Origin of the sequence: Sulfitobacter sp. NFXS29, from assembly GCF_040148765.1 — a bacterium.
Classification (GTDB): domain Bacteria; phylum Pseudomonadota; class Alphaproteobacteria; order Rhodobacterales; family Rhodobacteraceae; genus Sulfitobacter.
Map to the genome: position 1 here is coordinate 247,822 of NZ_JAGDED010000001.1, position 25,232 is coordinate 273,053.

Annotated in this window: 24 protein-coding genes; 14 read left to right on the top strand and 10 right to left on the bottom strand. The window is 63.3% G+C overall.

The annotated features are described in order from the left end of the window. The first annotated feature begins 25 nt into the window (after positions 1–25). Both J3456_RS01285 and J3456_RS01290 read left to right on the top strand, forming a co-directional pair. Positions 26–1,249, top strand: a complete 1,224-nt coding sequence (locus tag J3456_RS01285) for an acyl-CoA dehydrogenase (RefSeq protein WP_349578569.1) — start codon at positions 26–28, stop codon at positions 1,247–1,249. 74 nt (positions 1,250–1,323) lie between these two features. Continuing rightward, positions 1,324–3,498 carry a thiamine pyrophosphate-dependent enzyme gene (locus J3456_RS01290; protein WP_349578570.1) on the top strand — a complete coding sequence of 725 codons (2,175 nt, stop codon included), beginning with the start codon at positions 1,324–1,326 and terminating at the stop codon, positions 3,496–3,498. Between the two features lie 256 nt (positions 3,499–3,754). Here the strand turns inward: J3456_RS01290 and J3456_RS01295 are convergent, their stop codons facing one another. The 4 genes from J3456_RS01295 to J3456_RS01310 are packed head-to-tail and all read right to left on the bottom strand — an operon-like array spanning position 3,755 to position 7,844. Next, on the bottom strand, positions 3,755–4,987 hold the full coding sequence (locus J3456_RS01295; RefSeq protein ID WP_349578571.1) for a mandelate racemase/muconate lactonizing enzyme family protein: 1,233 nt from the start codon (positions 4,985–4,987) through the stop codon (positions 3,755–3,757). A gap of 23 nt (positions 4,988–5,010) precedes the next feature. Continuing rightward, positions 5,011–5,853 (bottom strand): NAD-dependent epimerase/dehydratase family protein, encoded by an 843-nt coding sequence (locus tag J3456_RS01300; RefSeq protein ID WP_349578572.1) that lies wholly within the window; start codon positions 5,851–5,853, stop codon positions 5,011–5,013. Between the two features lie 12 nt (positions 5,854–5,865). Then, positions 5,866–6,645, bottom strand: a complete 780-nt coding sequence (locus J3456_RS01305) for an HpcH/HpaI aldolase family protein (protein WP_349578573.1) — start codon at positions 6,643–6,645, stop codon at positions 5,866–5,868. Next, entirely contained in the window at positions 6,642–7,844 is a 1,203-nt protein-coding gene (locus J3456_RS01310; RefSeq protein ID WP_349578574.1) for an NAD(P)/FAD-dependent oxidoreductase, read from the bottom strand. The genes J3456_RS01305 and J3456_RS01310 overlap by 4 nt, the downstream gene beginning before the upstream one ends. A gap of 201 nt (positions 7,845–8,045) precedes the next feature. On the opposite strand from J3456_RS01310, the gene J3456_RS01315 reads away from it, so the two are divergent. The 4 genes from J3456_RS01315 (at position 8,046) to msrB (ending at position 10,613) form a co-directional block, all read left to right on the top strand. Then, a complete protein-coding gene (locus tag J3456_RS01315) occupies positions 8,046–8,633 on the top strand; it encodes a sigma-70 family RNA polymerase sigma factor (protein WP_349578575.1) in 588 nt (195 codons plus the stop codon). Continuing rightward, positions 8,630–9,322, top strand: a complete 693-nt coding sequence (locus tag J3456_RS01320; protein ID WP_349578576.1) for an anti-sigma factor — start codon at positions 8,630–8,632, stop codon at positions 9,320–9,322. The genes J3456_RS01315 and J3456_RS01320 overlap by 4 nt, the downstream gene beginning before the upstream one ends. Positions 9,323–9,492: 170 nt before the next feature. After that, complete coding sequence (locus tag J3456_RS01325) at positions 9,493–10,047, top strand: fasciclin domain-containing protein (RefSeq protein WP_349578577.1); 555 nt, start codon at positions 9,493–9,495, stop codon at positions 10,045–10,047. A gap of 83 nt (positions 10,048–10,130) precedes the next feature. Next, positions 10,131–10,613 (top strand): peptide-methionine (R)-S-oxide reductase MsrB, encoded by a 483-nt coding sequence (gene msrB / locus J3456_RS01330; protein WP_349578578.1) that lies wholly within the window; start codon positions 10,131–10,133, stop codon positions 10,611–10,613. 54 nt (positions 10,614–10,667) lie between these two features. Here the strand turns inward: msrB and hrpB are convergent, their stop codons facing one another. Beyond that, a complete protein-coding gene (gene hrpB, locus J3456_RS01335; RefSeq protein ID WP_349579124.1) occupies positions 10,668–13,091 on the bottom strand; it encodes an ATP-dependent helicase HrpB in 2,424 nt (807 codons plus the stop codon). Positions 13,092–13,171: 80 nt separating this feature from the next. On the opposite strand from hrpB, the gene meaB reads away from it, so the two are divergent. Further along, complete coding sequence (gene meaB, locus J3456_RS01340) at positions 13,172–14,146, top strand: methylmalonyl Co-A mutase-associated GTPase MeaB (protein ID WP_349578580.1); 975 nt, start codon at positions 13,172–13,174, stop codon at positions 14,144–14,146. On the opposite strand, the gene J3456_RS01345 is transcribed toward meaB, so the two are convergent. From J3456_RS01345 to J3456_RS01355, 3 genes are all read right to left on the bottom strand, one after another. Further along, on the bottom strand, positions 14,143–14,571 hold the full coding sequence (locus J3456_RS01345) for a PACE efflux transporter (protein WP_349578581.1): 429 nt from the start codon (positions 14,569–14,571) through the stop codon (positions 14,143–14,145). The two genes, meaB and J3456_RS01345, sit on opposite strands and share 4 nt — an antisense overlap. A gap of 121 nt (positions 14,572–14,692) precedes the next feature. Further along, positions 14,693–15,661, bottom strand: a complete 969-nt coding sequence (locus tag J3456_RS01350; protein WP_349578582.1) for a tyrosine recombinase XerC — start codon at positions 15,659–15,661, stop codon at positions 14,693–14,695. Next, a complete protein-coding gene (locus J3456_RS01355; protein ID WP_349578583.1) occupies positions 15,634–16,341 on the bottom strand; it encodes a DUF484 family protein in 708 nt (235 codons plus the stop codon). The genes J3456_RS01350 and J3456_RS01355 overlap by 28 nt, the downstream gene beginning before the upstream one ends. 268 nt (positions 16,342–16,609) lie before the next feature. Between J3456_RS01355 and J3456_RS01360 the strand changes: the two genes are divergently transcribed. Next, on the top strand, positions 16,610–17,530 hold the full coding sequence (locus J3456_RS01360; RefSeq protein ID WP_162931871.1) for a nitrilase-related carbon-nitrogen hydrolase: 921 nt from the start codon (positions 16,610–16,612) through the stop codon (positions 17,528–17,530). A gap of 63 nt (positions 17,531–17,593) precedes the next feature. Here J3456_RS01360 and fsa read toward each other — a convergent pair whose 3' ends face one another. Next, the gene (gene fsa, locus J3456_RS01365; RefSeq protein ID WP_067623130.1) at positions 17,594–18,247 is read right to left on the bottom strand and encodes a fructose-6-phosphate aldolase; all 654 of its coding nucleotides are present in this window, start codon (positions 18,245–18,247) and stop codon (positions 17,594–17,596) included. Between the two features lie 122 nt (positions 18,248–18,369). On the opposite strand from fsa, the gene J3456_RS01370 reads away from it, so the two are divergent. From J3456_RS01370 to J3456_RS01385, 4 genes are all read left to right on the top strand, one after another. After that, positions 18,370–20,559, top strand: a complete 2,190-nt coding sequence (locus tag J3456_RS01370; protein WP_349578584.1) for a primosomal protein N' — start codon at positions 18,370–18,372, stop codon at positions 20,557–20,559. A gap of 158 nt (positions 20,560–20,717) precedes the next feature. Next, a complete protein-coding gene (locus tag J3456_RS01375) occupies positions 20,718–21,950 on the top strand; it encodes an MFS transporter (protein ID WP_349578585.1) in 1,233 nt (410 codons plus the stop codon). An 82-nt stretch (positions 21,951–22,032) separates the two neighbouring features. Next, positions 22,033–22,905 (top strand): 50S ribosomal protein L11 methyltransferase, encoded by an 873-nt coding sequence (locus J3456_RS01380; protein ID WP_349578586.1) that lies wholly within the window; start codon positions 22,033–22,035, stop codon positions 22,903–22,905. A gap of 110 nt (positions 22,906–23,015) precedes the next feature. After that, positions 23,016–23,360: a hypothetical protein gene (locus J3456_RS01385; protein ID WP_067942535.1), complete on the top strand. Its 345-nt coding sequence runs from the start codon at positions 23,016–23,018 to the stop codon at positions 23,358–23,360. Positions 23,361–23,452: 92 nt separating this feature from the next. Here J3456_RS01385 and J3456_RS01390 read toward each other — a convergent pair whose 3' ends face one another. Next, positions 23,453–23,671, bottom strand: a complete 219-nt coding sequence (locus J3456_RS01390) for a DUF1127 domain-containing protein (protein ID WP_349578587.1) — start codon at positions 23,669–23,671, stop codon at positions 23,453–23,455. Positions 23,672–24,024: 353 nt separating this feature from the next. Between J3456_RS01390 and ruvC the strand changes: the two genes are divergently transcribed. Both ruvC and ruvA read left to right on the top strand, forming a co-directional pair. Beyond that, positions 24,025–24,531 (top strand): crossover junction endodeoxyribonuclease RuvC, encoded by a 507-nt coding sequence (gene ruvC, locus J3456_RS01395; protein WP_349578588.1) that lies wholly within the window; start codon positions 24,025–24,027, stop codon positions 24,529–24,531. Continuing rightward, complete coding sequence (gene ruvA, locus J3456_RS01400; RefSeq protein WP_349578589.1) at positions 24,528–25,205, top strand: Holliday junction branch migration protein RuvA; 678 nt, start codon at positions 24,528–24,530, stop codon at positions 25,203–25,205. The genes ruvC and ruvA overlap by 4 nt, the downstream gene beginning before the upstream one ends. Positions 25,206–25,232 lie beyond the last annotated feature (27 nt).

Genomic DNA, 25,232 nt, shown 5'->3' on the forward strand with positions numbered 1-25,232 from the left:
ATCACATCACCCGAAAGGATGCATCATGACTGCAGACGCCCCCAAGCTGCGCGCCAAGGACAAACCCGATCTTGGCACCTTCGATTGGCAGGATCCCTTCCGCCTCGACAGCCAGTTGAGCGAAGACGAACGCATGATCCGCGACAGCGCCCGTGCCTATGCGCAGGAAAAGCTGCAACCGCGCGTCATCGAAGCCTTCGCCGAGGAAAAGACCGACCCCGAAATCTTCCGCGAGATGGGCGAGATGGGCCTTCTGGGCGTCACCATCCCCGAGGAATATGGCGGGCTGGGCGGCAGCTATGTCTCCTACGGCCTCGTCGCGCGCGAAGTTGAGCGGGTCGACAGCGGCTACCGGTCGATGATGTCGGTGCAGGCGAGCCTCGTGATGTACCCGATCTATGCCTATGGCTCCGAAGAGCAGCGCCAGAAGTATCTGCCGAAGCTCTGCTCGGGCGAATGGATCGGCTGCTTTGGTCTGACCGAGCCCGATGCAGGTTCCGACCCTGCGGGCATGAAAACCCGCGCCGTGAAGACCGAGAATGGCTATAAGCTGACCGGCTCCAAGATGTGGATCTCGAACTCCCCCATCGCCGATGTCTTCGTGGTCTGGGCCAAATCCGAGGCGCATGACGGCAAGATCCGCGGCTTCGTGCTGGAGAAGGGCATGAAGGGCCTGAGCGCGCCGAAAGTGGGCAACAAGCTGTCCTTGCGCGCCTCGATCACCGGCGAGATCGTGATGGACGGCGTCGAAGTGGGCGAAGACGCGCTGCTGCCCAACGTGCAGGGTCTGAAGGGGCCGTTCGGCTGTCTGAACCGCGCGCGCTATGGCATCTCTTGGGGTGCGATGGGTGCTGCGGAATTCTGCTGGCACGCCGCGCTGCAGTACGGGTTGGACCGCAAACAGTTTGACAAGCCACTGGCCCAAACCCAGCTGTTCCAGAAAAAGCTAGCCGACATGATGACCGAGATCTCGCTCGGCCTGCAGGGCTCGCTGCAGGTGGGTCGTTTGATGGATGCCGCCAATGCCGCGCCCGAGATGGTTTCGATCGTCAAGCGCAACAACTGTGGCAAGGCGCTCGACGTGGCGCGCATGTCGCGTGACATGCACGGCGGCAACGGTATCTCGGGTGAATTCCAAGTGATCCGTCACATGATGAACCTTGAGACGGTGAACACCTATGAGGGCACCCATGACGTGCACGCCCTGATCTTGGGCCGCGCTCAGACCGGCCTGCAGGCGTTCTTTTAAGAAACGGTTTGGGGGGGATCACCTCCCCCATCTCGCCTCGCCGAAAACAAAATTTCTAAATACCGAGAGGCCCCATGGACCGCGTTGCCATCGTTCATGAGAACTTCCTCCGTCGCGTTGCGGCGGGGGATTTTCCCGTTTCCACCTCCGACAAAATGGCGCTTGATCGTGCTGCGTTAGAGCAGCTCTACCGCGCACAGGTGCTGAGCCGTGCGCTCGACCTGCAAAGCCGCGTGATGCAGAAAGAGGGGCAGGGGTTTTACACCATCGGCTCGTCCGGGCACGAAGGCATGGCGGCGGTGGCGGCGGCGCTGCGGGTCGATGACATCGCCTTCCTGCACTACCGTGATGCGGCTTTCCAGATCGCCCGCGCGGATCAAGCCGAGGGGCAGGACATGCTGCGCGACATGCTCCTGAGTTTCGCCTGTTCCGCCGACGATCCAATCAGCGGCGGGCGGCACAAGGTGCTGGGCTCGCGCCCGCTGATGATCCCGCCGCAAACATCGACCATTGCCAGCCACCTGCCCAAGGCGGTGGGCGCGGCGCATTCCATCGGCATGGCACGGCGCAACCGGCCCGAGCATGCGATCCTGCCGCGCGATGCAATCGCCATGTGCAGTTTCGGCGACGCCTCGGCCAACCACTCCACCGCGCAGGGCGCGATCAATGCCGCCTGCTGGACTGCCGTTCAGGGCGTGCCGCTGCCGCTGCTTTTCGTCTGTGAGGACAATGGCATCGGTATCTCAACCAAGACCCCGACGGGCTGGATCAAAGCCTCCATGTCTGCCCGACCGGGCTTGAAGTATTTCGAGGGCGACGGGCTCGATCTGCATGCGGCTTTCGCTGCGGCGAAAGAGGCGGCGGATTACGTGCGGGTGCATCGCAAGCCTGCCTTCCTGCACCTGCGGACCGTGCGGCTTTACGGTCATGCTGGTGCAGATGTGGCGACTTCCTATCTGCCGCGTGCAGAGGTTGAGGCCGATGAGGCGAATGATCCGCTGCTGCATTCTGCGCGCCTGTTAGTGGAGGCCGGAATGAACGCCGATGAGGCGCTGGCGATTTACCGTGAGACCCAAGATGCCGTGGCGAAAGCGGCGGAGGAGGTGGTCAAACGTCCGCGTCTCAAGACGGCATCCGATGTCATGGCGAGCCTTGTGCCGCCCAAACGCGACTGCGCGCCGAGCAATGGGCCGAGCGCGGAAATGCGGGCCGAAGCCTTCGGCAGTGACATGGCGCAGATGGACAACCCGCAGCCGATGTCGCGGCTGATCAACTGGGCGCTGCATGATCTGATGCTCTCGCATCCCGAGACCATGCTGATGGGCGAGGACGTGGGCCGCAAGGGCGGGGTTTATGGCGTTACACAGAAGTTGCAGGGCCGCTTTGGGCCGGGGCGTGTGATTGACACGCTGCTTGATGAGCAGAGCATTCTGGGGCTGGCCATCGGTATGGCGCATAACGGTTTCGTGCCGATGCCTGAGATCCAGTTCCTCGCCTATCTGCACAACGCCGAAGACCAGTTGCGCGGCGAGGCGGCGACCTTGCCGTTCTTCTCGGACGGGCAATGGAGCAATCCAATGGTGCTGCGCATCGCTGGGCTGGGCTATCAGAAAGGCTTTGGCGGGCATTTCCATAATGACAACTCGCTGGCCGTGCTGCGCGACATTCCGGGGATCGTCATTGCTTGCCCCTCTGCGGGGGATGATGCGGCGATGATGCTGCGCGAGGCGCACCGCTTGGCACGCGAAGAGCAGCGGGTGGTGGTCTTTGTCGAGCCCATCGCGCTCTACCCGATGCGGGACCTGCTGGAGGCCGGGGACGGCGGCTGGATGCGGCACTACCCGGCGCCGGACCAGCGGATCGCTCTGGGCGAGGTTGGTATCTCGGGCGACGGTGCCGATTTGGCGATCGTGAGCTATGGCAATGGGCATTATCTGAGCCAGCAGGCGGCGCATGATCTGGCCGAGCAGGGTGTCGCGGCGCGGGTGATCGACCTGCGTTGGCTGGCGCCTTTGCCTGAGGGTGCGTTGATCGAGGTCATCGGGGATCGTCCGGTGCTGATCGTCGATGAATGTCGGCGGACGGGCGGGCAGGCCGAGGCGCTGATGGCGCTGATGGCGGAGCGTGGTGTGAAGCGGTTCACGCGGCTTACGGCGGAGGACAGTTTTATCGCCACGGGGCCAGCCTACGCGGCGACCCTACCTTCGCGCGAGGGGATCGTTGCAGCGGCGCGGGAGTTGTTGGGGTAGGGCGTAGGAGCTACCCGGCCCGGAACCAAGCCGTAGGCGCCGGGCCATCGCCTGCCCGCCCGTCAAGCCGGAGGCGTGCCATATTATACTGGGCGCACCTTCGGTGCGACCGGGTAGGCGATTTGGTGAGGCTGGGAGCCCGGTTAGAAGGCAAGCTCCAAGGTTGCACCATAAAGTGGTATGGATCACCCTCAGGATCGCCGACCCGCAGGCAGGCGACGGCCCTCGGTTTTCCGTGGCCCAGGGCCCTGCGCGCCTAGTGGCTATCCGCTGGCGCACCGCCCTGAAAATTATTCCCATTCACATAATCGCAAGGCTCTTCGCGCATTTCCAGATGCAGCCCGTCGCCAGTATAGGGATGCGCGCGGGCGAGTTCCTCATCGACTTCGATCCCCAGACCGGGCGCGTCGGGGGCAGTGATGAAGCCATCTTCCACCCGGATCGATCCTTTGATCAGCTGGTCATGAAACGGCGTCTCAATACATTCGCACATCAGGATATTCGGGATCGCGGTGGCAAGCTGCACATTCGCTGCCCATTCTACCGGCCCTGCATAGAGATGCGGTGCCACCTGCGCGTTATAGACCTCGGCCATGGCGGCGATCTTCTTGGCTTCGGCGATACCGCCCACGCGGCCAAGCGCCGGTTGCAAAATCTCTGCCGCACCGGCGCGCAACAGGGGCGCGAACTCGGCCTTTGTCGTCAGGCGCTCGCCCGTGGCCACCGGAATGCGCACGCCGCGCGCGACCTTAGCCATCTGCTCGGGCGCGTCTGGGGGGATCGGCTCTTCGTACCAGAGCGGGCTGTAGGGCTCTAACGCTTGCCCCAGCCGGATCGCGCCTGCGGTGGTGAACTGCCCATGGGTGCCAAAGAGCAGATCGGCACGGTCGCCCACGGCCTCGCGGATGGCTTTGCAAAAGGCGACGGAGGTGCTGATATCCGACATCGCAGGCATATGCCCGCCGCGCAGCGTATAGGGGCCGGCGGGGTCGAATTTTACCGCCGTATAGCCGCGCGCCACGCAGTCCGCCGCCGATTCCGCCGCCATCTCGGGCGAGGTCCAGAAATCCGCCATGCTATGATGCGGCAGCGGGTAGAGGTAGGTATAGCCGCGCACCCGGTCATTGGTGCGCCCGCCGATCAACGCATGCACTGGGCGGTTTCGGTCTTTGCCTAGAATGTCCCAACAGGCGATCTCTAGCCCCGAAAAGGCACCCATGACGGTCAGGTCTGGCCGCTGGGTGAAGCCCGCGGAATAGGCGCGGCGGAACATCAGCTCAATGTTCTCGGGGTTCTCGCCCTGCATATGACGGGCAAAGACATCCTCGATCACCGCGCGCATCGCATCGGGCCCGACGCTGGCGGCATAGCATTCGCCCCAGCCGGTCACGCCGGTGTCGGTGGTCACCTTGACCAATATCCAATAGCGCCCGCCCCAGCCGGGAGCGGGCGGGGCCGTCACAATGATGTCGAGGTCTTGTAGCTTCATGACGGTCTCTCCTGCGCGCTTGATCAGGTCTCTTTTTTGTCGTCGACGATGGTCATCTGTGCAATGCCGCTTTCGCCCAGATCGACCTTGGCGAAGGGGCCGCCGTGGCACATTTGGCCGGGGTCGGTGATGTCGACGGGGCCTTCTTCGGCCAGCACTTTTGCGGCGAATTGCTCGGCGTTGTCCTTGGGCCGGTAACCGAGGAAGGCGGCCTTGGCATTGTCCACCGGGGCGCGGTCGTTGTTCGACACGCCGTAGATCACCGAGAAACCGACCGAGGGCGTGTCAACGGCGCGGGTCACAAGCTGGATCAGATCGTCATAGCTGAGCCACGAGCCAAGCGCGCGGGAGTTGTTGACCTGCGCGGCGCTGAGGATGCGTAGGTGCACGGATTCAAGCTGGCGTTTGTCCCAATACATGGAGCCGAGGTCTTCGGTGAAGCATTTGGCGAGGCCGTAGAACGTGTCGGGCTTATGGGGGGCGTCGATGCCGATGAAATCGGATTTCTTATGCATCCCCACGGCATGGATCGAGGAGGCATAGACGACGCGGCGTGCGCCTGCTTGATAGGCGGACTCCCACACGTTGTAGGAACCGACAAAGTTCGGGCCGAGCAGTTCCATGAAAGGCTTCTCGTCCACAATGGCACCGAAATGCACCACCATATCGGCCCCTTCCATCAGGGCTGCAACCTGATCGTATTCCGCCAGATCGGCCTTCTGATAGCGCTCGCCGTCATAGAGCTTGCCGATGTCCTCGGCGATGTCAGAGCTGACCAATTCTTCGCACATCGCGGCCAGCGGCTCACGCAGGTAGGAGCCAAGCCGTCCGGCGGCACCTGTCAGGACCAGTTTCTTAAATTTCATAATATTTTCCTTTCACGTCTCAGAAATCTTGTCGCGTACTTGGGCGCGCAGAGCATCGGCCCCTTTGGCCAAAAGGCCCACGTCGGTGCCGCAGGCGACAAAGGTGAAGCCTTCGTTCAGCAATTGGGCAGCGAAATCGGGGTCGGTGACCAGCGTGCCCACGGGAATGCCCTTGTCCATTAGCAGTTTGGCGGCGGGGCGTATCAGATCCCAAACCTCGGGATGCAGGGTCTGACCGAGGTGGCCCATATCAGCGGCGATGTCGGCGGGGCCAAAGAAGATGCCGTCGATCCCCTCAACCTCGGCAAAGGCGGCGGCATTTTCGACGGCGGCGCGGGTTTCAAGCTGGATCAGGATCGCGGTCTGGTTTTCAACCTCGGTGTTGTAATCCTCGACCCGGCCAAACTGGTTGGCGCGGTTCAGCCCGGCCACGCCCCGGATACCGCGCGGCGGATAGCGGCAGGCGGCGACAGCAGCGCGGGCCTCGTCGGGGGTCTGTACCATCGGAAACAGCAGCCCCGGCGCGCCGAGGTCCATCAGACGTTTGACCTTGACCGCGTCGTTCCAATCGGGCCGCACCATCGCCGTGGTGTCACTGCCCGAGAACGCCTGAAGCTGCCCAAGCACGGACTTCATATCGCTCGGCGCATGCTCCATATCCAGCATCACCCAGTCATAGCCGGCATGGGCCACCACCTCGGCGGCATAGCTATCCGAGAGGGAGACCCAGAGGCCCAACTGCTTTTTCCCGGCGCGGATGGCCGTGAGGAATGTGTTTTCGCGCAGTTTCATATCACGGCCTTTTCGATAAATTTCTCCGACCGCGTGATGCGCCCGTAGTCCAATGGGGTGAGGTCCAGCGTGCGATAGGCGCCATGGGTGATCAACTCAGCCGTGCCGCGCCCGATGGCGGGGGCTTGCTGCAACCCATGGCCGGAAAAGCCGTTCATGAATACGAAGTTCTCGACCTTGTCGTGCCGCCCGACAATTGCGTTCTGATCCACAGTGTTAAAGGCGTAATGCCCGACCCATTCATTGATAACCTTGACCCGTTCAAAAGCCGGGACGCGCGTGGCGATGATGGGCCAGACCTTCTCCTCCCAGATCGAATGGTCAAAGGTGAAATCATCATAGGCCGCGTCATAGTCATCTTCGGGCGGGCAACCCGCCATATAATACTTACCCTCTTGCCGCATATGCACACCGCTGGGGTCGATGGTCAGCGGCAGGTCCATCTCTAGCGGCTCGGCGGCGTCAAAGATGAAGGTGTAGCGTTTGCGCGGTACGACCGGCAGGGCGATGCCCGCCATCTGCGCCGTCGCTGCCGCGCGGGGGCCAGAGGCGTTGACCACCGTGCCACAAGAGACCGTTGCGCCGGATTTCAGCTTCACCGCATCCACCGCGCTGCCTGCGGGGTTCAGGGTCATGCCCGTCACCTCGTCATGGATAAAGGTCACGCCCCGGCGCTTGGCCATACGCTTGAACCAATCAAACATGGTGCCGCCGTCGAAATAGCCCTCATTCACAGTGTTGTGGTTGCCTGCGATCACATCGTCGAGCATGTAAAACGGATAGCGCGCGGCGATCTCATCCTTGGTCATATGCTGTGTATGCGCGCCCATGGAGGCCTGAATGCTCTGCGCTTCGCGCAGGGTCTGGGCAAACTCGGGCGTGTCGGCAAGGTAGAGGTAGCCAAAGCTTTGCAGCGCCAGTTCCGGCACTTCGGGGTCGTCATGCATGAAGTGGCGGAAATTCTTGATGAATTCGGCCCCGAACTGCGAAATCTGGATGTTCACCGGCGCGGTGAACTGCTGCCGGATGCAGGAATTCGTGTGGCTGGTCGAGGCGAATTCATAGGTGGGGTCACGCTCGACCACCAACACTTCGCCGTCAAACCCCGGCGTGTTGGTCAGCCACCAAGCCAAGGCCGAGCCGTAGATGGCCCCGCCCACGATCACCACGTCATATGACGTCTCAAGCGCGTTTTGCATGCACAGTCTCCCTTTGCGCATTCCCCTCTGAATCGTGGGTAGCCTAAGCATCCAGAGCCTGCAATCTCTGTGAACGGCGGGGCGATTTTTCGTTTTTCCGCGATGGGTTGCGCGACTGCCCTAGGTTGGGGCAGGGTGGCATTCGAAAGATGCGGTTCTATTGCATCGTTGACTTTTGTAGCGGCTGTCGCACCATGATTGATGTGCCGTAAAAGACATCACCGCCCAAAGGAGTGGCCCTTGGACAGCGACCGTGAAGAGATTGAGCGTCTGATTGCACAGGTTGCATTGGGGGACCGTGCCGCCTTTGAGGCGCTTTATGATCGGGTGTCTGCGAAACTATTCGGGGTCTGCCTGCGTGTGTTGGATACACGGGCCGCAGCAGAGGACGCCATGCAGGACAGTTTCGTCAAAATCTGGAACCATTCCGACCGCTATCAGGCCAATGGCCTGTCGCCGATGACGTGGCTGATCACCATTGCGCGCAACACTGCAATCGACCGGCTGCGCGCGACCCGTAAGGGGCATCAGGATATCGACACGCCGGGGCTGGAACTGGCCGCGCCGGGGCCGAACCCTGAACAATCTGCCGTCGCTGCTTCTGAAGCCAAGCGCCTGACTGGTTGTCTGAATGATCTTGAGGCCGATCGGGGGGCTGCCGTCCGCGGTGCCTATCTTGATGGCGACAGCTATGCCGACCTTGCCGCGCGTTTTAACGTGCCGCTCAATACAATGCGCACTTGGCTACGGCGCGGGCTGTTGAGCTTGCGGGAGTGTATGAGCGCATGAGTGACACCCCCATCACCCCAGCCGGAGACGACGATCTTCTGGCCGCCGAAGTGGCCTTGGGCCTGCTGGAAGGCGAAGACCGTGCGGCGGCGCGCGCGCGCCTGCTGCACGACCGTGATTTTTCCCGCAGCGTTGCCGATTGGCAGGAGCGTTTCGTGGCGATGACCGACGATATCGCGCCCGTCGCACCGCCTGCGAAACTGCGCCGCACGCTGATGTCGCGGCTCTTCCCCGCGCGGCAGGTGCCGTTGATGCAACGGCTCTGGCTCTGGCAAGGGATATCGGTTGCGGCTCTTGCCACCGTGGCCTTCCTAGCCTTGCCGATGCTGCGCGAGCCACCGGTTCAGACACCGGGCGAGGTCTATGCCACCCGCATGGCCGCCGAAGACAGCGCGCTGGAACTGCTGGCCGTCATGGACATGTCGCGCGGCGATATCGCGCTGCGCCGGGTCTCGGGCACCGCACCCGAAGGCCGCGTACTGGAGCTTTGGGCCATCTTGCCGGACCGCGCGCCGATCTCCTTGGGCGTGTTGCCTGAGGGCGAGGTCAACCGCGTGGTCTTGCCCGCCGATCTGGCGCCCGAGGCCGCGCAGATCACACTGGCCATCACGGATGAGCCACCGGGCGGCGCGCCTGACGGCGCCCCCACCGGCACCATCATGGCCGCCGGTACCGTGGCCGAACTCTAGACCCCGAAACGCCCTTCTCTAATCGAGTGGGGCGTTTCACTTTTCTAGGGTAAAACAACGCGCTACAATTTTATTTCGAATTTTTTGAACCATTCTGAAACTCCTCTCACTCTTGGCCCGTGGGTCCAGTATCGCCGCCCACAACGGGGGGCATCTGAGGAGGAAACCAGATGAAAACGCTCAAGACATTTGCCGCCGCGACCGCCACTGCTGCCCTGTTGGCCACCGGTGCCATTGCCGCCAATCCCGAAGTGGGCGGCGCGCCCATGTTCGAGAACAAGAACATCGTCGAGAATGCCGTGAACTCCGCCGATCACACCACGCTGGTCGCCGCCGTGAAGGCCGCCGGTCTGGTCGACACGCTGGCCTCCGAAGGTCCCTTCACTGTTTTCGCCCCAGTCAATTCCGCCTTTGATGCGCTGCCTGCTGGCACCGTCGACACGCTGCTCAAGCCCGAGAACAAAGACATGCTGACCAAAGTGCTGACCGCGCATGTGGTCGCGGGCAACTGGTCTGCTGCCGACATCGCCGCCAAGGCGCGCGCCTCCAGCGATGGGTTCTACCACTTTAACGCCGTCTCCGGCGACGCGCTGTCGGCGCAGGTGAAGGGTAAAAACGTCTACATCATTGACGAAAGCGGCAATGCCTCGCGCGTGACTATCGCAGATGTGAACCAGTCCAACGGCGTGATCCACGTTGTAAACAGCGTGTTGGTTCCCAAATAAGAGGCAACCCACACGATTGTAGCCGGGTCAGTACCCCCATACTGGCCCGGCGCTATCCAACCCGAAACCCGAGGAGTAACACCATGAAAAGACGTCATTTTCTGACATCGACCTTTTTGGGCGCCACCGCCATCGGGTTGGGCGCACGCGGCGCTTTGGCAGCCTATGTCGAAGGCGATTTTGAGGTTGAGCGAACGGAAGCCGAGTGGCGCGCCATGCTGAGCGATACCGAGTATGCGGTCATGCGCGAAGGCGATACGGAACGCGCCTTTACCAGCCCCCTGAATGATGAGACGCGCGCCGGGACGTTCGTTTGCAAGGGCTGTGACCAGCCGCTCTACGATGCCGCGACCAAGTTCAAAAGCGGCACCGGCTGGCCGAGCTTTTACCAACCGCTAGAAAATGCGGTCGAGACGATGTCCGATAACAGTTTCTTCATGCGCCGGACCGAGGTGCATTGCGACCGTTGCGGCAGCCATCTGGGCCATATCTTTGACGACGGACCCGAACCCACGGGCAAGCGGCACTGTATCAACGGTGTCTCGTTGAAATTCACCGCCGTTTGAGTACGGGCGTTATGACGATTAGACCGCGCGCCGCTTTCGGCGCGCGTTGTCGTTTCAGGTGCCGCGCGGTTTGGCCCGCAGGGTCGGGTCCGCGACCGTGGGGTCTTCGGGCCACGGGTGGCGCGGGTAACGTCCGCGCATGTCTTTTCGCACATCCCCGTAGGAACTTGCCCAAAATCCGGGGATGTCCATCGTGACCTGCACCGGACGCTGAGCGGGGGACAGCAGGGTGACCTGCAATGGCTGCCCGCCCACCGTCGGATGCCGGGTAACGCCGAACATCTCTTGCAGGCGCAGGGCGATGCCGGGGGTCTCACCGCTGTAGTCGATTGCCACGCGCCGCCCCAATGGGGTTTCGAAATGCGCGGGCGCGTTGCGGTCCAACTCTTGCTGTTGCTCCCACGTCAGCCGCGCCTTGAGCGCCGGGGTGATGTCGAACCCTTTCCAATCGCCAGTGCTGCGCACACCGGCCAGATGCGGCAGCAGCCAGTCGTCCAGCGTCTCCATCAGATGTGCTTCGCTGAAATCGGGGAAGGGCGCGGGCATCAACCGGGCGCGGGCCAGAAACAGCGCCGCCGCCCTGCCGGGGTTCAGCCCCAATTGCCGCACACCGTCAAGCATCGCGACCGCCACCGCATCCGCTGGCGCATCGGGCCATGTGCGGTCTTCGAGTACCAGCGCACCGAACACCTCTTGCCGCCGGGTCAGCACGCGCCCCTCGCGGCGCGACCAAATGCAGACTTCCTGCCACCGGATTTGGTCGGCAAAAGTACTGCGCAACTCAGCGTCCGAGATCAGCGCCGCCTGCCGGATACGCGCCTCACGCGGGTCGCCGTCAAGGTCGGTGGCCACTAGCAATCGCGTGCCTGCCATCGGGTCGGCCGCGGGCAGGATCGCGCCCTTGCCGCCCGATAGGACATAGCGCGGTGCCTCGCCCTTGCGGCGCAGCCCGACGCGGTCAGGGTAGGCGAGGGCTGCCAACACGCCCAGTCCGTCCGGCCCGTTGCCCTTTGTCATCCGGCCCAGCCGCTTGGCCTCGGCATTGATCCGCGCCAGCGTCGGGGCATGGGGCGGGGTGGCGCTGCGCTTTCCGTCCAATGCATCCATCCTGAGCGACAGGTCCACCGGCGCGCCGCGCATCGGGTCACGCTCTGCCAAAAGTGCGGCGAGCAGCGGCGCACGCGGCCCGCCGCGCGCCACCATATGCGCCAGCCGCGGGTGCAGGGGAAGTTTCGCCAAGGCGCGACCATGGTCGGTGATGCGGCCTGCGGCGTCGAGCGCGCCGAGCATCCGCAAAACCGCCTGCGCCTCGGCCAAACGGCCCGGATGGGGCGGGCTGACAAAACTGAGGTCCTCGGCCTGTGCGCCCCAAAGCGCCAGTTCCAGCGCAAAGCCGGTGAGGTCCCCCGCCTCAATCTCTGCCGGGGGGAAGGCGGCGAGCGCGCCTTCTTCGCCGCGCGTCCAGAGCTTGTAGGCCACACCCGCTTCGACCCGTCCGGCACGGCCCGCGCGTTGGGTGGCCTCGGCCCGGGTGACGCGCTCGGTCACCAGCCGCGACATGCCAGAGGCCGGGTCGAACAGCGCGCGGCGCGAGCGGCCAGCGTCGATGACGATGCGGATGCCTTCGATGGTCAGCGACGTCTCCGCGATGGAGGTCGCCAGCACGACCTTCCGCCCCGACCGCACAGGCGCGATGGCGGCCTGCTGCGCTTTGAAATCCAGCGCACCGAAGAGCGGGGCTAAGGTGCAATCCGGAGGCAGCGCGGGGCGCAACAGCGCCTCGACCCGCCTGATTTCACCTTCGCCGGGCAGAAAGACCAGCGCCGATCCGGGGGCTTCGGCGAGCGCTTTCAGCGTCAGGTCGGCCACCGCATTCTCAAGCCGTTGCTTGCCTATGGGCTTGTCGAGCCAGCGCGGCTCTACCTCAAAACTGCGGCCTTCGGAGGTGACGATGGGGGCTTCCATCAACTCTGCCACCGGGGCGGCATCAAGCGTGGCGGACATGGCGACCAGCAACAGGTCGTCGCGCAAGGCGCCCGCCACTTCAAGGCAGAGCGCGAGGCCCAGATCGGCGTTCAGCGAGCGTTCGTGGAATTCGTCAAAGATCACCGCGCCGACGCCGGGCAGGTCGGGGTTGTCCTGCAACATGCGGGTCAGGATGCCCTCGGTGACGACTTCGATGCGGGTGTTTTTCGACACCGCCGAAGCGCCGCGCACGCGAAAACCCACCGTCTGGCCGGTCTCTTCGCCAAGGCTTTCGGCCATGCGCGCGGCAGCGGCGCGGGCGGCGAGGCGGCGCGGCTCCAGCATCAGGATGCGGCCCTGGGTCAGGCGAGCGTCGAGCATCGCCAGCGGCACGCGGGTCGTCTTGCCCGCGCCGGGGGGGGCTTGCAGCACCACGCGGCCCGTGTCGCGCAGGGCGGCGATCACGTCAGGCAGAACGGCGTCGATGGGCAGGGCGAAATCAGCGTTGGACATGGCGCGGTTATCGGGCAAAGCCGCCGCCGCGCCAAGGGTGGGGATGGACAATTCCCCGCCACCCCCGCAAAAGTTGGCCCATGGATATCGACGATCTGGCCAAGGGCCTCATAGCAGGTGAGCGCCGCGCGCTGGCGCGGGCGATCACGCTGGTGGAATCGGGCCGCGCGGACCATCGCGCGGCGGCGGCGGAGCTGCTGGCGAAACTGCCCTCCGACCGGCAGGCGCTGCGCATCGGGCTTTCGGGCACGCCGGGGGTGGGCAAATCCACCTTCATCGAAAGCTTTGGCATGATGCTGACGGCACAAGGCAAGCGCGTTGCGGTGTTGGCGGTGGACCCCAGTTCGGCGCGTTCGGGCGGGTCGATCTTGGGCGACAAAACGCGGATGGACCGGCTCAGCCGGGAGCCGCGCGCCTTCATCCGTCCTTCGCCCAGCCAGACCCATCTTGGCGGTGTCGCCCGCCGTTCCCGCGAGGCGGTGCGGCTCTGCGAGGCGGCCGGCTTCGACGTGGTGTTGATCGAGACCGTGGGCGTGGGTCAATCTGAGACGGTGGTGGCCGAGATGTCTGACACCTTTGTGCTGTTGCTGGCCCCGGCAGGCGGTGATGAGTTGCAGGGCGTCAAACGCGGTATCATGGAGATTGCCGATCTTATCGTGATCAACAAGGCGGATGGTGACTTGAAATCCACCGCGTCGCGGACCCGAGCGGATTACGCCGGGGCACTGCGTCTTCTGCGCAAGCGTCCGCAAGACCCCGAAGGCTACCCCCGAGCGACGGCCGTGTCGGCGCTGGAGGAACATGGGCTAGATGAGACTTGGACCGCCTTGCAGGAGCTGATCGACTGGCGGCGCGCAAATGGCTTTTGGGACCGAACACGGGCCGCGCAGGCGCGCTATTGGTTTGAGCAAGACGTGAAGCACCGGCTCTTGGCGCAGTTGGAGACACCGCAGGCGAAGGACGATCTGGCACGGCTCAGTGATGCCGTGGCCGAAGGCGCGCGCGATCCGGCAGAGGCGGCGGCTGAGTTCGTCAGCCGCCTGCGCGCTGATTAAGACGGGCGGGCAGGCTCTGGCACCGGGAAGATCACGTCGTAAACCCAGTTAAAGACAAAGGCGTAGATCAGGTAGAAGAGTGCAAAGCTCACGTCGATCAGGAAGGCCTCCATCAGCGAAATGCTCAGGTACCACGCGATGAAGGGCATCAGCACAAAAAGCAGGCCGATCTCAAAAATGACGGCATGGAGCACGCGGATCAGCACAGTCTTGCGCACCGTGCCGCGCAGACGGCGTAGGGCGTGGTCGAACCCAAGGTTGTAGAGGTAGTTCCAGCCCGTTGCTATGCTGGCGCTGACGATGGTGACGACGCCAATCTCATGCAGTGGCTTGTCAAACAGCCAAGCGCCCATGGGTGTGACGATCAAAAGGGCGAGAACTTCAAAACTGAGGGCGTGGCGGATGCGGTCTGCGGTGCTGCGCATGGGGTGGTCCCGGTATTGGTCGGGTCGTCCCGAGTGGCTGCCCAAATGGGGGAGGTCGTCCTCGCTTGGTCTCAATATGGCGATTGGGGCGCGGGGTGCAAGAGGGTCAGCTTGGAAGGGCTCAGCGGCCCGCTTTGGGATGGGCGTTGTTATAGACTTCCATCAGCCGCGCGGTGTCGACGGCGGTATAGGCCTGCGTGGTCGACAGCGACGCATGGCCCAGCAATTCCTGAATCGCGCGCAGATCACCGCCCGCATCGAGCAGATGCGTGGCAAAGCTGTGGCGCATGGCATGGGGCGTGGCCGTCGCCGGAAGGCCCAGTTGCATCCGCGCATCGGCCATTACCTGCGCCACGGCCCGCGCGCCCAATGCGCCGCCGCGAATGGCACGGAACAACGGGGCCTGCGGCTCTTGCGGGTAGGGACAGACAGCGAGGTAATCTTCGACAGCGGCGCGTGCAGCAGGCAAGACCGGTACGACCCGTTCCTTGCCGCCTTTGCCGATGATGCGCAGGCTATTCGGCAGGGGCGCATCGCAACCCTTGAGCGCCAGCGCCTCGGAAATCCGCAACCCGCAGCCCCAAAGCATCGTCAGAACAGCGACATCGCGCGCCGCGACCCATGGGGCGCGGGCTTGGGTTTCTACACAGTCGATCAGCGCACGGGCGGCATCTTCGGCCAGCGGGCGGGGGAGTTTTTTCTGAAACTTGGGTGAGCGCGCGAGCAGGACGGCGGTGGGCTCAAACCCCTCCCGCTCGGCCAGCCAGCGATAAAAGGCTTTCACTGCCGAGAGTTTGCGCGCCACGGAGCGTGAGCCGACCCCGCCGCTGCGCGTGCTGGCCATCCAAGCGCGCATGTCGCTGATGGTGATTTTCGCCAGCGCGCCAAGGCCTTGGGTATCGCCTTTATGCAGGGTCATGAAGGTGAGAAACTCGGTCACATCGCCCCGATAGGCGATGATCGTATTCTCTGCCGCGTCTTTCAAGGCGCTCTGGTGCGCCAGCCACATCTGAAGCGCGTCCCGCGCGGCGGGGCTGATCAGCAGCGGATTTGCCTTCTCGCTCAAGACAGCCAGCGGCGCATGGTGCATTCCAGCACGCCGGTAAAGAAAGTGAGCAGATCGGTGCCCTGCTGCGGGCCAAACATATGCGGGTCTTCGGCCCCCATGACCAGCAGACCCGGCAGGCGGCCCGTGCCGAAATCAAGCTTGAGGCAGGCTTCAGAACGGATCCACCCCGCCTTGGTGCCATACAGCGCCTCAGAACCGTCTTGGATCGCGCGCAGGGTCACCTGACGCACCATGCCGCCGCGCCCATGAGACAGATAGTCGTCGATAAAGCCCGGCTCGGCCACGGTCAGCACATCGCCCAAACGTTGTACTGCCGGATCATTGTCGTTCTGCACCGACTCAAGCACCAGTTTCACCGCATCAACGCGCAGAATGTCGGCCACTTCGCCACCCAGATTGCGCAGAAAGGTTTCAAACTCCACCGGGTCCAGCATTTGCAGGATCGCGCGGTGGATCTGGTTGGTCCCGGCGAGGTTTTCATAGGCCGCGGCGATGACGCTGCGGTGGGTGTCTTCCAACCGATCAAGCCGGGTTTCCAAACGCTCCATCGCGATGCCGCGCAGGTCGACGATGTTACCGCCCATGGCCTTCTCATTCGCTGCAATCAGTGCCTGCATCACATCGCTGTCGTCAAGGATGACATCGGGCGCTGAGATGATCGCCTCGCGCAGGGCGTCGTCGATTTTGGGGCTGCTGCTCATGGGCGTCTCTTTTTGATTTGCGGTGTCATAGCATGGTGGGGCGTCAAGATCTGCCCCCAATTGGTCACGGGTCTTGCCGCCTGCGGTCTTTGTTGCCGCCTTGCGTCAGGCCGGGATGTAGAACGAAGCCCACGGGAACAAAAGCGGCGCGGGTGTGTTGGCCCCGGTCGACGCGCGGATTTCAGCCGCAAGGCACGCGCGCCTGATCGAAGCCTGCTGCATATCCCCGGATGTGGCGAAATGGCCTTACCGGGAGAGGAAATCTTACATGGAACATGTCTCTGTCGATCTTTGGGCCGCCAACCTTCAGGTCACGCCGGATTCGCTGCAAAGCTGGCTTGCCAGTGTGGAACTGCGTCTGCAACAGGCCGCCGCGCGCGAGGCGCAGCTTTTGGTGATGCCTGAGTTTTGCTGCGCACAATGGCTGAGCTTTGCCCCGGCGGACCTGCCCGCAGAGCAGCAACTGGGCTGGCTCGCGCAGACCGCCGCGCTGGCGCTTGACCCGATGCGCCGCATGGTGGAGCAAACAGGCGTCGCCCTGCTGCCCGGCACATTTCCTGTGGCCTTTCCATCGGTCGACGCGCCCGAGGGGTATCTCAATCAGGCGTGGTTCCTGACCCCGGATGGCGGAATGCAGGTGCAAAACAAACTGAGCCTGACGCCGCTTGAGGCAAATGGCGCCAGCGGTGTGACCATCGCAGGCACCGGGATCAACCTGTTCGATTGGAACGGGCTGCGCTGTGTCATCGCGATCTGTCTCGATGCGGAATATACCGCGCTCTGGTCGAAACTGGGGGAGCTGGACCTCGATCTGGTCATTATCCCTGCCAAGACCGACATGATCACTGGCTACAACCGTGTGTTCAGCTGTGCACGGGCGCGGGCGATCGAATTGCAGACCGCCGTGTGCTGTGTCGGCGCGGTGGGCGCGCCGTTGACCCCGTGGCAAGAGGATACCGGCGTGGGCGGGGCGAGCGTCTATCTGCCCTGCGATGTGTCGGTGGCCTTGGACGGGATGCACGCGGCCTTGCCGCCCCAGACGGCGGCGCAGGGTATGGACCTGGTGTTGCAGGCTCCGGCGATTCCCGTGGGGCAGTGCCGTCGCATCCGCGCAGGCGCGGCCGAGGCCGAGGTGCGCCCCGGCCTGTGGTCGGGCGATCACCTGACCGTCGAAGGCAACGCCGCATAGGGCAAAGAAAAACCCCCTCCGCCAGGGGCGGAAGGGGTTTGATGTCTTGGCGCTCAGGCCGGATCAGAGGATGTTCTGACCGGTCTTTTTCCAATCGGCCATGAACTGCTCGAGACCTTTGTCGGTCAGCGGGTGGGAGGCCAGTTTCTTGATCACCTCTGGCGGCGCGGTCATCACGTCGGCACCGATGCGCGCGGCGTCGAGTACGTGATTCACGCTGCGGATGGAGGCCGCGAGGATCTGCGTCTCGAACCCGTAGTTGTCATAGATGGTGCGGATGTCTTGGATCAGGTCCATGCCATCGAGGTTGATGTCGTCCAGACGCCCGATGAAGGGCGAGATGAAGGTCGCGCCAGCTTTAGCAGCAATCAGCGCTTGGTTCGCCGAGAAGCAGAGCGTCACGTTGATCATGTGACCTTCGCCCGACAGAACCTTACAGGCTTTGAGCCCGTCCCATGTCAGCGGCAGCTTGATGGTGATGTTGTCGGCGATCTCGGCCAGTTTGCGGCCTTCGGCGATCATCGCGTCGGCTTCCAGCGCCACCACTTCGGCGGAAACGGGGCCGTCGACGAGGTCACAAATCTCTTTGGTAACCTCAAGGATGTTGCGGCCTGATTTCAGGATCAGGGAGGGGTTGGTTGTCACGCCGTCGACCATGCCAAGGTCATTGAGTTCGGCAATGGCGTCGATCTCGGCGGTATCTACAAAGAATTTCATGGGCTTTCCTTCCGGGTTGGAATGTGATCGCTAACAGGTCTATTGCTTGCCTTGGCTTTACCGCATGATCTGCGATGCTTAAAGCCTCAATTCCCCCAAGTGACACGGAGCATGCGGCAGACATGGCTGAATTCTACCATCATGGCGAGTTGCTGTCGGTGATGACCACCCAGCCTTTGGGCCGCGCGTTGGACTATCGCGCCCCCGAAGGCGGTTGCCATGCGGGCGCGTTCGTCGAGGTGCCATTGGGTCCGCGCAAGGTGATGGGCGTGGTCTGGGGGGCGGGGGCCGGGGACTATGACATCAACAAGGTGCGCCATGTCATCCGGGTGTTGGATGCCCCGCCGATGCGCGATGAGATGCGCGAGTTTTTGCTGCGCTCGGCGGCCTATACGCTGACCCCGCTGCCCGCGATGCTGCGGCTGGCCACCCGTGCGCCGGGTTTGGGCGATCCGCCGTCGATGCGCAAGATTTACCGCGCGGGCGACGGCGTACCGACCCGCATGACCGACGCGCGCCAGCGGGTGATGGCGGTGTTGGAGGAATACGGCGATCTGGCCTTCACGTTGAAGGAGTTGTCGGAGATGGCCGGGGTGACCTCTTCGGTGGTCAAAGGCTTGGTCGACCAAGGTGCCGTGCGCGAAGAGGAAAGCCCCCGCGACCTGCCGTTCCGGCGGCTCGATCCGTCTTTGCCCGGCAAGGCGCTGACCGAGGATCAGGCGACAGCCGCGGCGGTGCTGCGCGAAGGGATCAAAGCCGAGACCTATGGCACGACCCTGCTGCGCGGCGTCACCGGGTCGGGCAAGACCGAGGTTTATCTCGAAGCCGTGGCGGCGGCGATTGAGGCCGGGCGGCAAGCGCTGGTGCTGCTGCCCGAGATCGCCCTGACCGAGCAGTTCTTGGACCGTGTCGAAGTGCGTTTCGGGGCCAAGCCCGCCGAGTGGCATTCCGGCGTCACCATGACAGAGCGTCGCCGCATCTGGCGCATGGTGGGGCAGGGCAATGCGCAGCTCGTGATCGGGGCACGTTCGGCGCTGTTCTTGCCGTTCCAGAACCTCGGGCTGATCGTTGTCGATGAGGAGCATGACACCTCTTACAAGCAGGAAGACGGAGTCCTTTATAACGCGCGCGACATGGCGGTGCTGCGCGCCTCAATCTGCGGCGCGCAGGTGGTGCTGGCCAGTGCGACCCCCAGCCTTGAGACTTGGGCTAATGCCGAAGCGGGCAAATATCGCCGGTTGGAGCTGACTTCGCGTTTCGGCCCCGCGGTGATGCCGCAGATGGGCGCGATCGACATGCGGCAAGCGGGGCTGCCCGGTGACAAATGGATCTCGGCCGAGATGAAACGCGAGGTCGACGCGCGGCTGGAACGCGGCGAGCAGGCGATGCTGTTCATCAACCGTCGCGGCTATGCGCCGATCACACTTTGTCGGGCCTGTGGCGAGCAGATTGGCTGCGATCAATGCGATGCGCGGATGGTGGAGCATCGGTTTCTCAAACGGCTCGTTTGCCACCAATGTGGTGAGACCAAGCCGATGCCCGAGGTCTGCCCCTCCTGCGAAGTCGAAGGCAAGCTCGCCCCCATCGGCCCCGGCGTGGAGCGGCTGGGAGAGGAGGCCACAGCGCTTTGGCCTGAGGCGCGCATCGCGACCCTGAGTTCGGACATGTACGGCTCGGCCCGGGCTTTGAAGGCCGAGATCGCGGGCATCGCCGAAGGGGCGGCGGACATCATCATCGGCACGCAACTGGTCGCCAAGGGGCACAACTTTCCCAAACTGACGCTGGTGGGGGTAATTGATGCGGACCTCGGCCTCACCGGGTCGGATCTGCGCGCGGCGGAGCGGACGTTTCAGCTGATGCGGCAGGTGGCAGGCCGGGCAGGGCGGGCCGAAGCACCGGGGGCGGCGTTGTTGCAGACCTATCAGCCCGAGCACCCGGTGATCCGGGCGATTCTCGCAGGCGAGGAGGAGAAGTTCTGGGCTGCCGAGGCTGGCGAGCGGCGGCAGGCCGGGGTGCCGCCATACGGCCGTATGGCAGGGATCATCCTCAGCGGCAGCGATGCGGCGGCGGTGTTTGATCTGGGCAACCATCTGGCGCGGCATGACGGGCCTTTGCGGGCGGTTGGGGCGCAGGTTTTTGGGCCAGCGCCCGCGCCGATTGCACGGGTGCGCGGGCGGCATCGGGTGCGGCTCTTGGTAAAGGCGGATAAGAGCGTCGCCTTGCAGGAGGCGCTGAGCCGTTGGGTTGGATCGGTGCGGCTGAAAGGCGACCTGCGGCTGGCGGTGGATATTGATCCGCAGAGTTTTTATTGAGGCTGGCTGGCTTAGAGCTGAGGGCCAGCGCTTGCCCGGGGGGAGGGCAGGCGATGGCCCGGCGCCTGCGGCTTGATTCCGGGCCTCGTGGCATTGAGGCGCGTTCCAAGTCTCCCTTTTCTCTCGCCATTCTCGAATACCGGGCGTAATAAATCCGCATGACCCGCTATATCACCCTCGAAGAAGCCAAGCGCCTACCGTTCTGGCGTCGCCCCGTGGCCCTGCTGTTCCTTATGGCGCTGGCGATGCCGATTGCGTTCAACACCTGGTCGGCGCTGCTGAATAACTTCGTCATCGAGGTGGCCGACTTCGACGGGTCCGACATTGGCCTGTTGCACACGGTGCGCGAAATTCCCGGCTTTTTGGCCATTGGCGTCATCGCGATCTTGCTCTTTGTCCGCGAACAGGTGCTGGGGCTGATCTCGCTCGCGCTGCTCGGCGCGGCGACGGCCATCACCGCTTATTTCCCCTCAATGGGCGGCATCCTGACAATCACCATGCTCAGCTCGATCGGGTTCCATTATTACGAGACGGTGAACCAATCGCTGCAACTTCAATGGCTTAAGATCGAAGACGCGCCGCGCATGATCGGCTGGCTCATGGCGGCCGGATCGCTGGCGACGCTGGTGGCCTATCTGGCGATTATGGCGCTGTGGGAAACGCTGAACCTCAGCTACAGCATCGTTTACATGATCGGCGGCGGCGTCACCGTCGCGGTGGCCCTCATCGCGATGCTGGCTTATCCGCAGTTCGAAGCGCCCACGGTGCAGAACAAAAAGATGATCCTGCGCAAGCGTTACTGGCTCTATTACGCGCTGCAATTCATGTCAGGCGCGCGGCGGCAGATTTTCGTGGTCTTCGCAGGCTTCATGATGGTCGAACGCTTCGGTTTTGACGTGCATGAGATCACGATGCTCTACCTCATCAACCTTGTCGCCAATATGCTGTTCGCTCCGCTGATGGGGCGCGCGGTGGGTCATTTCGGCGAACGCCGGACGTTGACCGTCGAATATGTCGGGCTGATCATCGTCTTCCTTGCCTATGGCGGCGTCTATTACCTTGGCTGGGGCGTGGTGATCGCGGCAACGCTTTATGTGCTGGATCACATGTTCTTTGCCTTGGCGCTTGCGCTGAAAACCTATTTCCAAAAGATCGCCGACCCCGCAGATATCGCCCCCACGGCGGCGGTCGCCTTTACCATCAACCACATCGCGGCGGTGTTCCTGCCAGTCGGGCTCGGCCTGCTTTGGCTCGTCTCGCCTGCGGCGGTGTTCTTCCTTGCCGCAGGGATGGCGGCAGTGTCGCTGATGCTGTCACTGTTGATCCCGCGCCACCCGGCGCCGGGGCATGAGACGATCTTTCAAACTGCTGTGCCGCAGGCTGCCGAATAGGCCGCGAAACCCAGCATGGCTTGACCCGACACGCGCACAGCCCTAGGCGAAGCGCAACCGCACCGCAGCAAAGGACCGCGCCATGCCCACTTTCACCGCCCTCACTACCCTCACGGGCCGCGACCCCGCCTATGCCTTGGGCGAGGCGATGGAGCGGCTGATCCCCGAGCCCACCGGCGTTGGCGTGTTTGAGGTCGAAGACGGCTCGGGCCTGTGGGAAGTCGGCGGTTATTTCGAAGAAGCACCCGACACAGCTGCGCTGGCGGTGCTGGCCAAGGCGATGGGCGCGAAGGATTTCACCGTCTCTGAACTGCCCGAAACCGACTGGGTCGCCCATGTGCGCCGCGAGTTGGCCCCCGTCGAGGCGGGCCGGTTTTTCGTCTACGGCAGCCATGACGCTGACAAGGTGCCCGAAGACTGCGAACCGCTGTTGATCGAGGCCGCCATGGCCTTTGGCACCGGGCACCACGGCACGACACTGGGCTGCCTGCGCGCGCTGGACCGTCTGGCGGGCGAGGGGTTTCACGGCAAGAACGTGGTCGACATCGGTTGCGGCACCGCCGTGCTGGCCATGGCCGCCGCGCGCATCTGGCCCGAGCCGGTATTGGCCAGTGACATCGATGAGGTCGCGGTCGAAGTGGCCCAGGCCAATGTCGACGCCAACAATCTGTCGGGCCGCGTGACCTGCGTCGAGGCCGCAGGCTTTGATCATCCCCAATTGGCCGAAGCAGCCCCCTTTGATCTGGTCTTTGCCAATATCCTCAAAGGGCCGCTGGTCGCCTTGGCCCCCGATATGGCCGGGGCGCTGCAACCTGCGGGCTATGCGATTCTCTCGGGTCTTCTGAACGAGCAGGCCGAGGAGGTGATCGAGGTTTATGCACGATCTGGCATCAATCTGGTGCACCGTGAGAGCATTGGTGACTGGACGACACTAACGCTGCAAACTAACGCATAATTCGCGCCTCATTTTCGTTGCATTTGACCCTTTTGCCGCTTTGTTGCCACAATTTGCCTTTATTCAAATTGGCAGCAAACGGTGGGGGCCGGATTGCTACGGAGGCTGTGATGGCTGAAGGACACGCTCAATTCGCGAAACGGATCGAACTTCTAGGGCGCAAGCATCGGAAGATGGAACGGGGATATGTCACCCGCGTCGGGCGCGACGGGTTGATCTCCGTCTTGCCGAAACGTGCCCGTCGGGGTTTCCCGATGATGGGGTTTTTCCTGATCGTTCTGGTATTTTTCGGCTTCAAAGCCTTCACCCTCGCCGCGATCGGCCCGGTGACCTATAACGAACGCCTGTCGCGGCTTGCCAATGGTTCAAACCTAGAGCAGATCGGCGCCAAAATGATGGCCATCGACCCGCTGACCAAGGCGGTGGCCGGGCTGACTGGCCCGATCATGCGGTGATCTTAAGCCACCGACTTTTGACCTGAAAAAGCCGCAGAGGATGCCTTCCGCTGCGGCTTTTCGTTTGGGTAGGTTTCGATGCGCGCGCAGGCTTAACGCACAAAGTGGTTCTGTGCGACGAGGTCGATGTCACCCCGGATCAAGCCGATGTCCTGCAATTCAAGGTCGGTCAGGTCCGACAGCGCCTTGCGGGTCGCGCGGCTGTCTTGCCAATCTTCGACCGCCGCGAAGAACGCGCCGAAAAAGGCAAGGATACGTGTGACGGCCGGGGTGGAGCCGTAAGCGGTGCGGGTGGTGTCGAAAGCTGCCATGGGGCCGTCCTTTGTTTGATCGTCGGTTGTGTCTGCAGGGGGCGAGGAAAGCGCGCTCTGCAAAACGTGATTTTCGGCAATTATGCCTGAAAACCGCCCCGCGCAATCCCTCAAAAACGACAGTGAGGCTTGCGTTTTTTGCATAGGTCGAAATGACGGCTAACTCACTATCTTTACGGGAAAAATTCCGGCTTCCGGATGTCGGTTTTGCGGCATGGAGAGGCGCAATCCGACACCGCGGTTCAAAAGCGACAGGATGCGTGTCGCAAAGCGCCCGCCGCGCATCAGGGCTTTGCGATGTTCGCGTTTCGTGCTAGTGCACCAAAAAAGCAACAATTTTATCGAGGGCAGAGATGATACGGGTGATCGGCATAGATCCGGGGCTGCGCAATCTGGGCTGGGGCGTGATCGACGTCTCGGGCAGCCGAATCGCCCATGTGGCCAATGGCATCTGTCATTCCGAAGGCGACGACCTTGGCGCGCGGCTTTTGTCCTTGCATGGGCAGCTGACGCGCGTGCTGACCAAGTGGCAACCACAGGCGGCGGCGGTTGAGCAGACTTTCGTGAACAAAGACGGTGCCGGGACGCTGAAGCTGGGTCAGGCGCGGGGCATCGCGATGCTGGTGCCTGCGCAGTTTGGTTTGACGGTGGGCGAATATGCCCCCAACAAGGTCAAGAAAACTGTGGTTGGCGTGGGCCACGCGGATAAGGGGCAGGTGGCGCATATGGTGAAGATGCAGATGCCGGGGATCGAGATTGCAGGCCCGGATGCCGCCGACGCGCTGGCCATCGCAATTTGTCACGCGCATCACGGCGGGGCCAGCACCCTCGCGCAGGCGGTGGCGAGGGCGAGCGTATGATCGGCAAACTCTCGGGCCGCATTGACTACCGTGCCGCCGACCATGTGCTGATCGACGTGCGCGGCGTGGGGTACCTCGTCTATGTCTCTGACCGGACCATGGCCGCGCTGCCCGGTGTGGGCGAAGTCGTGGCGCTTTATACCGATCTGGTGGTGCGCGAAGACCTGATGCAGCTGTTTGGCTTTCAAACGCTGGTGGAAAAGGAATGGCACCGGTTGCTGACCTCGGTTCAGGGGGTCGGGGCAAAGGCGTCGCTGGCGATCCTCGGAACGCTCGGCCCGGATGGCGTGAGCCGCGCAATCGCGCTTGGCGATTGGAACGCGGTAAAGGCCGCCAAGGGCATTGGCCCCAAAATCGCACAGCGCGTCGTGCTTGATCTCAAGGATAAGGCCCCCGGTGTGATGGCGATGACCGGCACCGTGGCCGACGCTCTGGGAGAGGCGCAGGCCGCCGCCGATGAGACCGTGATCGAAGCCGCGACCCCACGCCCCGCGCCGAAAGCCGCCGCGCCCAATGCTTCGGCCCAGTCCGAGGCGCTTTCGGCGCTTGGCAACCTTGGCTACGGCCCCGGTGATGCGGCGGGCGCCGTGGCGCAGGCGGCGGGCGAGATGCCGGATGCGGACACGCCGACGCTGATCCGCGCGGCGCTCAAGCTGTTGGCGCCCAAGGGGTGACGCCCCCTCTGGCAGAACCCTCCGCCC

Coding starts and splice junctions, on each gene's coding strand:
- J3456_RS01285 (WP_349578569.1), top strand. CDS start 26: ATGACTGCAGACGCCCCCAAGCTGCGCGCCAAGGACAAACCCGATCTT.
- J3456_RS01290 (WP_349578570.1), top strand. CDS start 1,324: ATGGACCGCGTTGCCATCGTTCATGAGAACTTCCTCCGTCGCGTTGCG.
- J3456_RS01295 (WP_349578571.1), bottom strand. CDS start 4,987: ATGAAGCTACAAGACCTCGACATCATTGTGACGGCCCCGCCCGCTCCC.
- J3456_RS01300 (WP_349578572.1), bottom strand. CDS start 5,853: ATGAAATTTAAGAAACTGGTCCTGACAGGTGCCGCCGGACGGCTTGGC.
- J3456_RS01305 (WP_349578573.1), bottom strand. CDS start 6,645: ATGAAACTGCGCGAAAACACATTCCTCACGGCCATCCGCGCCGGGAAA.
- J3456_RS01310 (WP_349578574.1), bottom strand. CDS start 7,844: ATGCAAAACGCGCTTGAGACGTCATATGACGTGGTGATCGTGGGCGGG.
- J3456_RS01315 (WP_349578575.1), top strand. CDS start 8,046: ATGTGCCGTAAAAGACATCACCGCCCAAAGGAGTGGCCCTTGGACAGC.
- J3456_RS01320 (WP_349578576.1), top strand. CDS start 8,630: ATGAGTGACACCCCCATCACCCCAGCCGGAGACGACGATCTTCTGGCC.
- J3456_RS01325 (WP_349578577.1), top strand. CDS start 9,493: ATGAAAACGCTCAAGACATTTGCCGCCGCGACCGCCACTGCTGCCCTG.
- msrB (WP_349578578.1), top strand. CDS start 10,131: ATGAAAAGACGTCATTTTCTGACATCGACCTTTTTGGGCGCCACCGCC.
- hrpB (WP_349579124.1), bottom strand. CDS start 13,091: ATGTCCAACGCTGATTTCGCCCTGCCCATCGACGCCGTTCTGCCTGAC.
- meaB (WP_349578580.1), top strand. CDS start 13,172: ATGGATATCGACGATCTGGCCAAGGGCCTCATAGCAGGTGAGCGCCGC.
- J3456_RS01345 (WP_349578581.1), bottom strand. CDS start 14,571: ATGCGCAGCACCGCAGACCGCATCCGCCACGCCCTCAGTTTTGAAGTT.
- J3456_RS01350 (WP_349578582.1), bottom strand. CDS start 15,661: ATGCACCATGCGCCGCTGGCTGTCTTGAGCGAGAAGGCAAATCCGCTG.
- J3456_RS01355 (WP_349578583.1), bottom strand. CDS start 16,341: ATGAGCAGCAGCCCCAAAATCGACGACGCCCTGCGCGAGGCGATCATC.
- J3456_RS01360 (WP_162931871.1), top strand. CDS start 16,610: ATGGAACATGTCTCTGTCGATCTTTGGGCCGCCAACCTTCAGGTCACG.
- fsa (WP_067623130.1), bottom strand. CDS start 18,247: ATGAAATTCTTTGTAGATACCGCCGAGATCGACGCCATTGCCGAACTC.
- J3456_RS01370 (WP_349578584.1), top strand. CDS start 18,370: ATGGCTGAATTCTACCATCATGGCGAGTTGCTGTCGGTGATGACCACC.
- J3456_RS01375 (WP_349578585.1), top strand. CDS start 20,718: ATGACCCGCTATATCACCCTCGAAGAAGCCAAGCGCCTACCGTTCTGG.
- J3456_RS01380 (WP_349578586.1), top strand. CDS start 22,033: ATGCCCACTTTCACCGCCCTCACTACCCTCACGGGCCGCGACCCCGCC.
- J3456_RS01385 (WP_067942535.1), top strand. CDS start 23,016: ATGGCTGAAGGACACGCTCAATTCGCGAAACGGATCGAACTTCTAGGG.
- J3456_RS01390 (WP_349578587.1), bottom strand. CDS start 23,671: ATGGCAGCTTTCGACACCACCCGCACCGCTTACGGCTCCACCCCGGCC.
- ruvC (WP_349578588.1), top strand. CDS start 24,025: ATGATACGGGTGATCGGCATAGATCCGGGGCTGCGCAATCTGGGCTGG.
- ruvA (WP_349578589.1), top strand. CDS start 24,528: ATGATCGGCAAACTCTCGGGCCGCATTGACTACCGTGCCGCCGACCAT.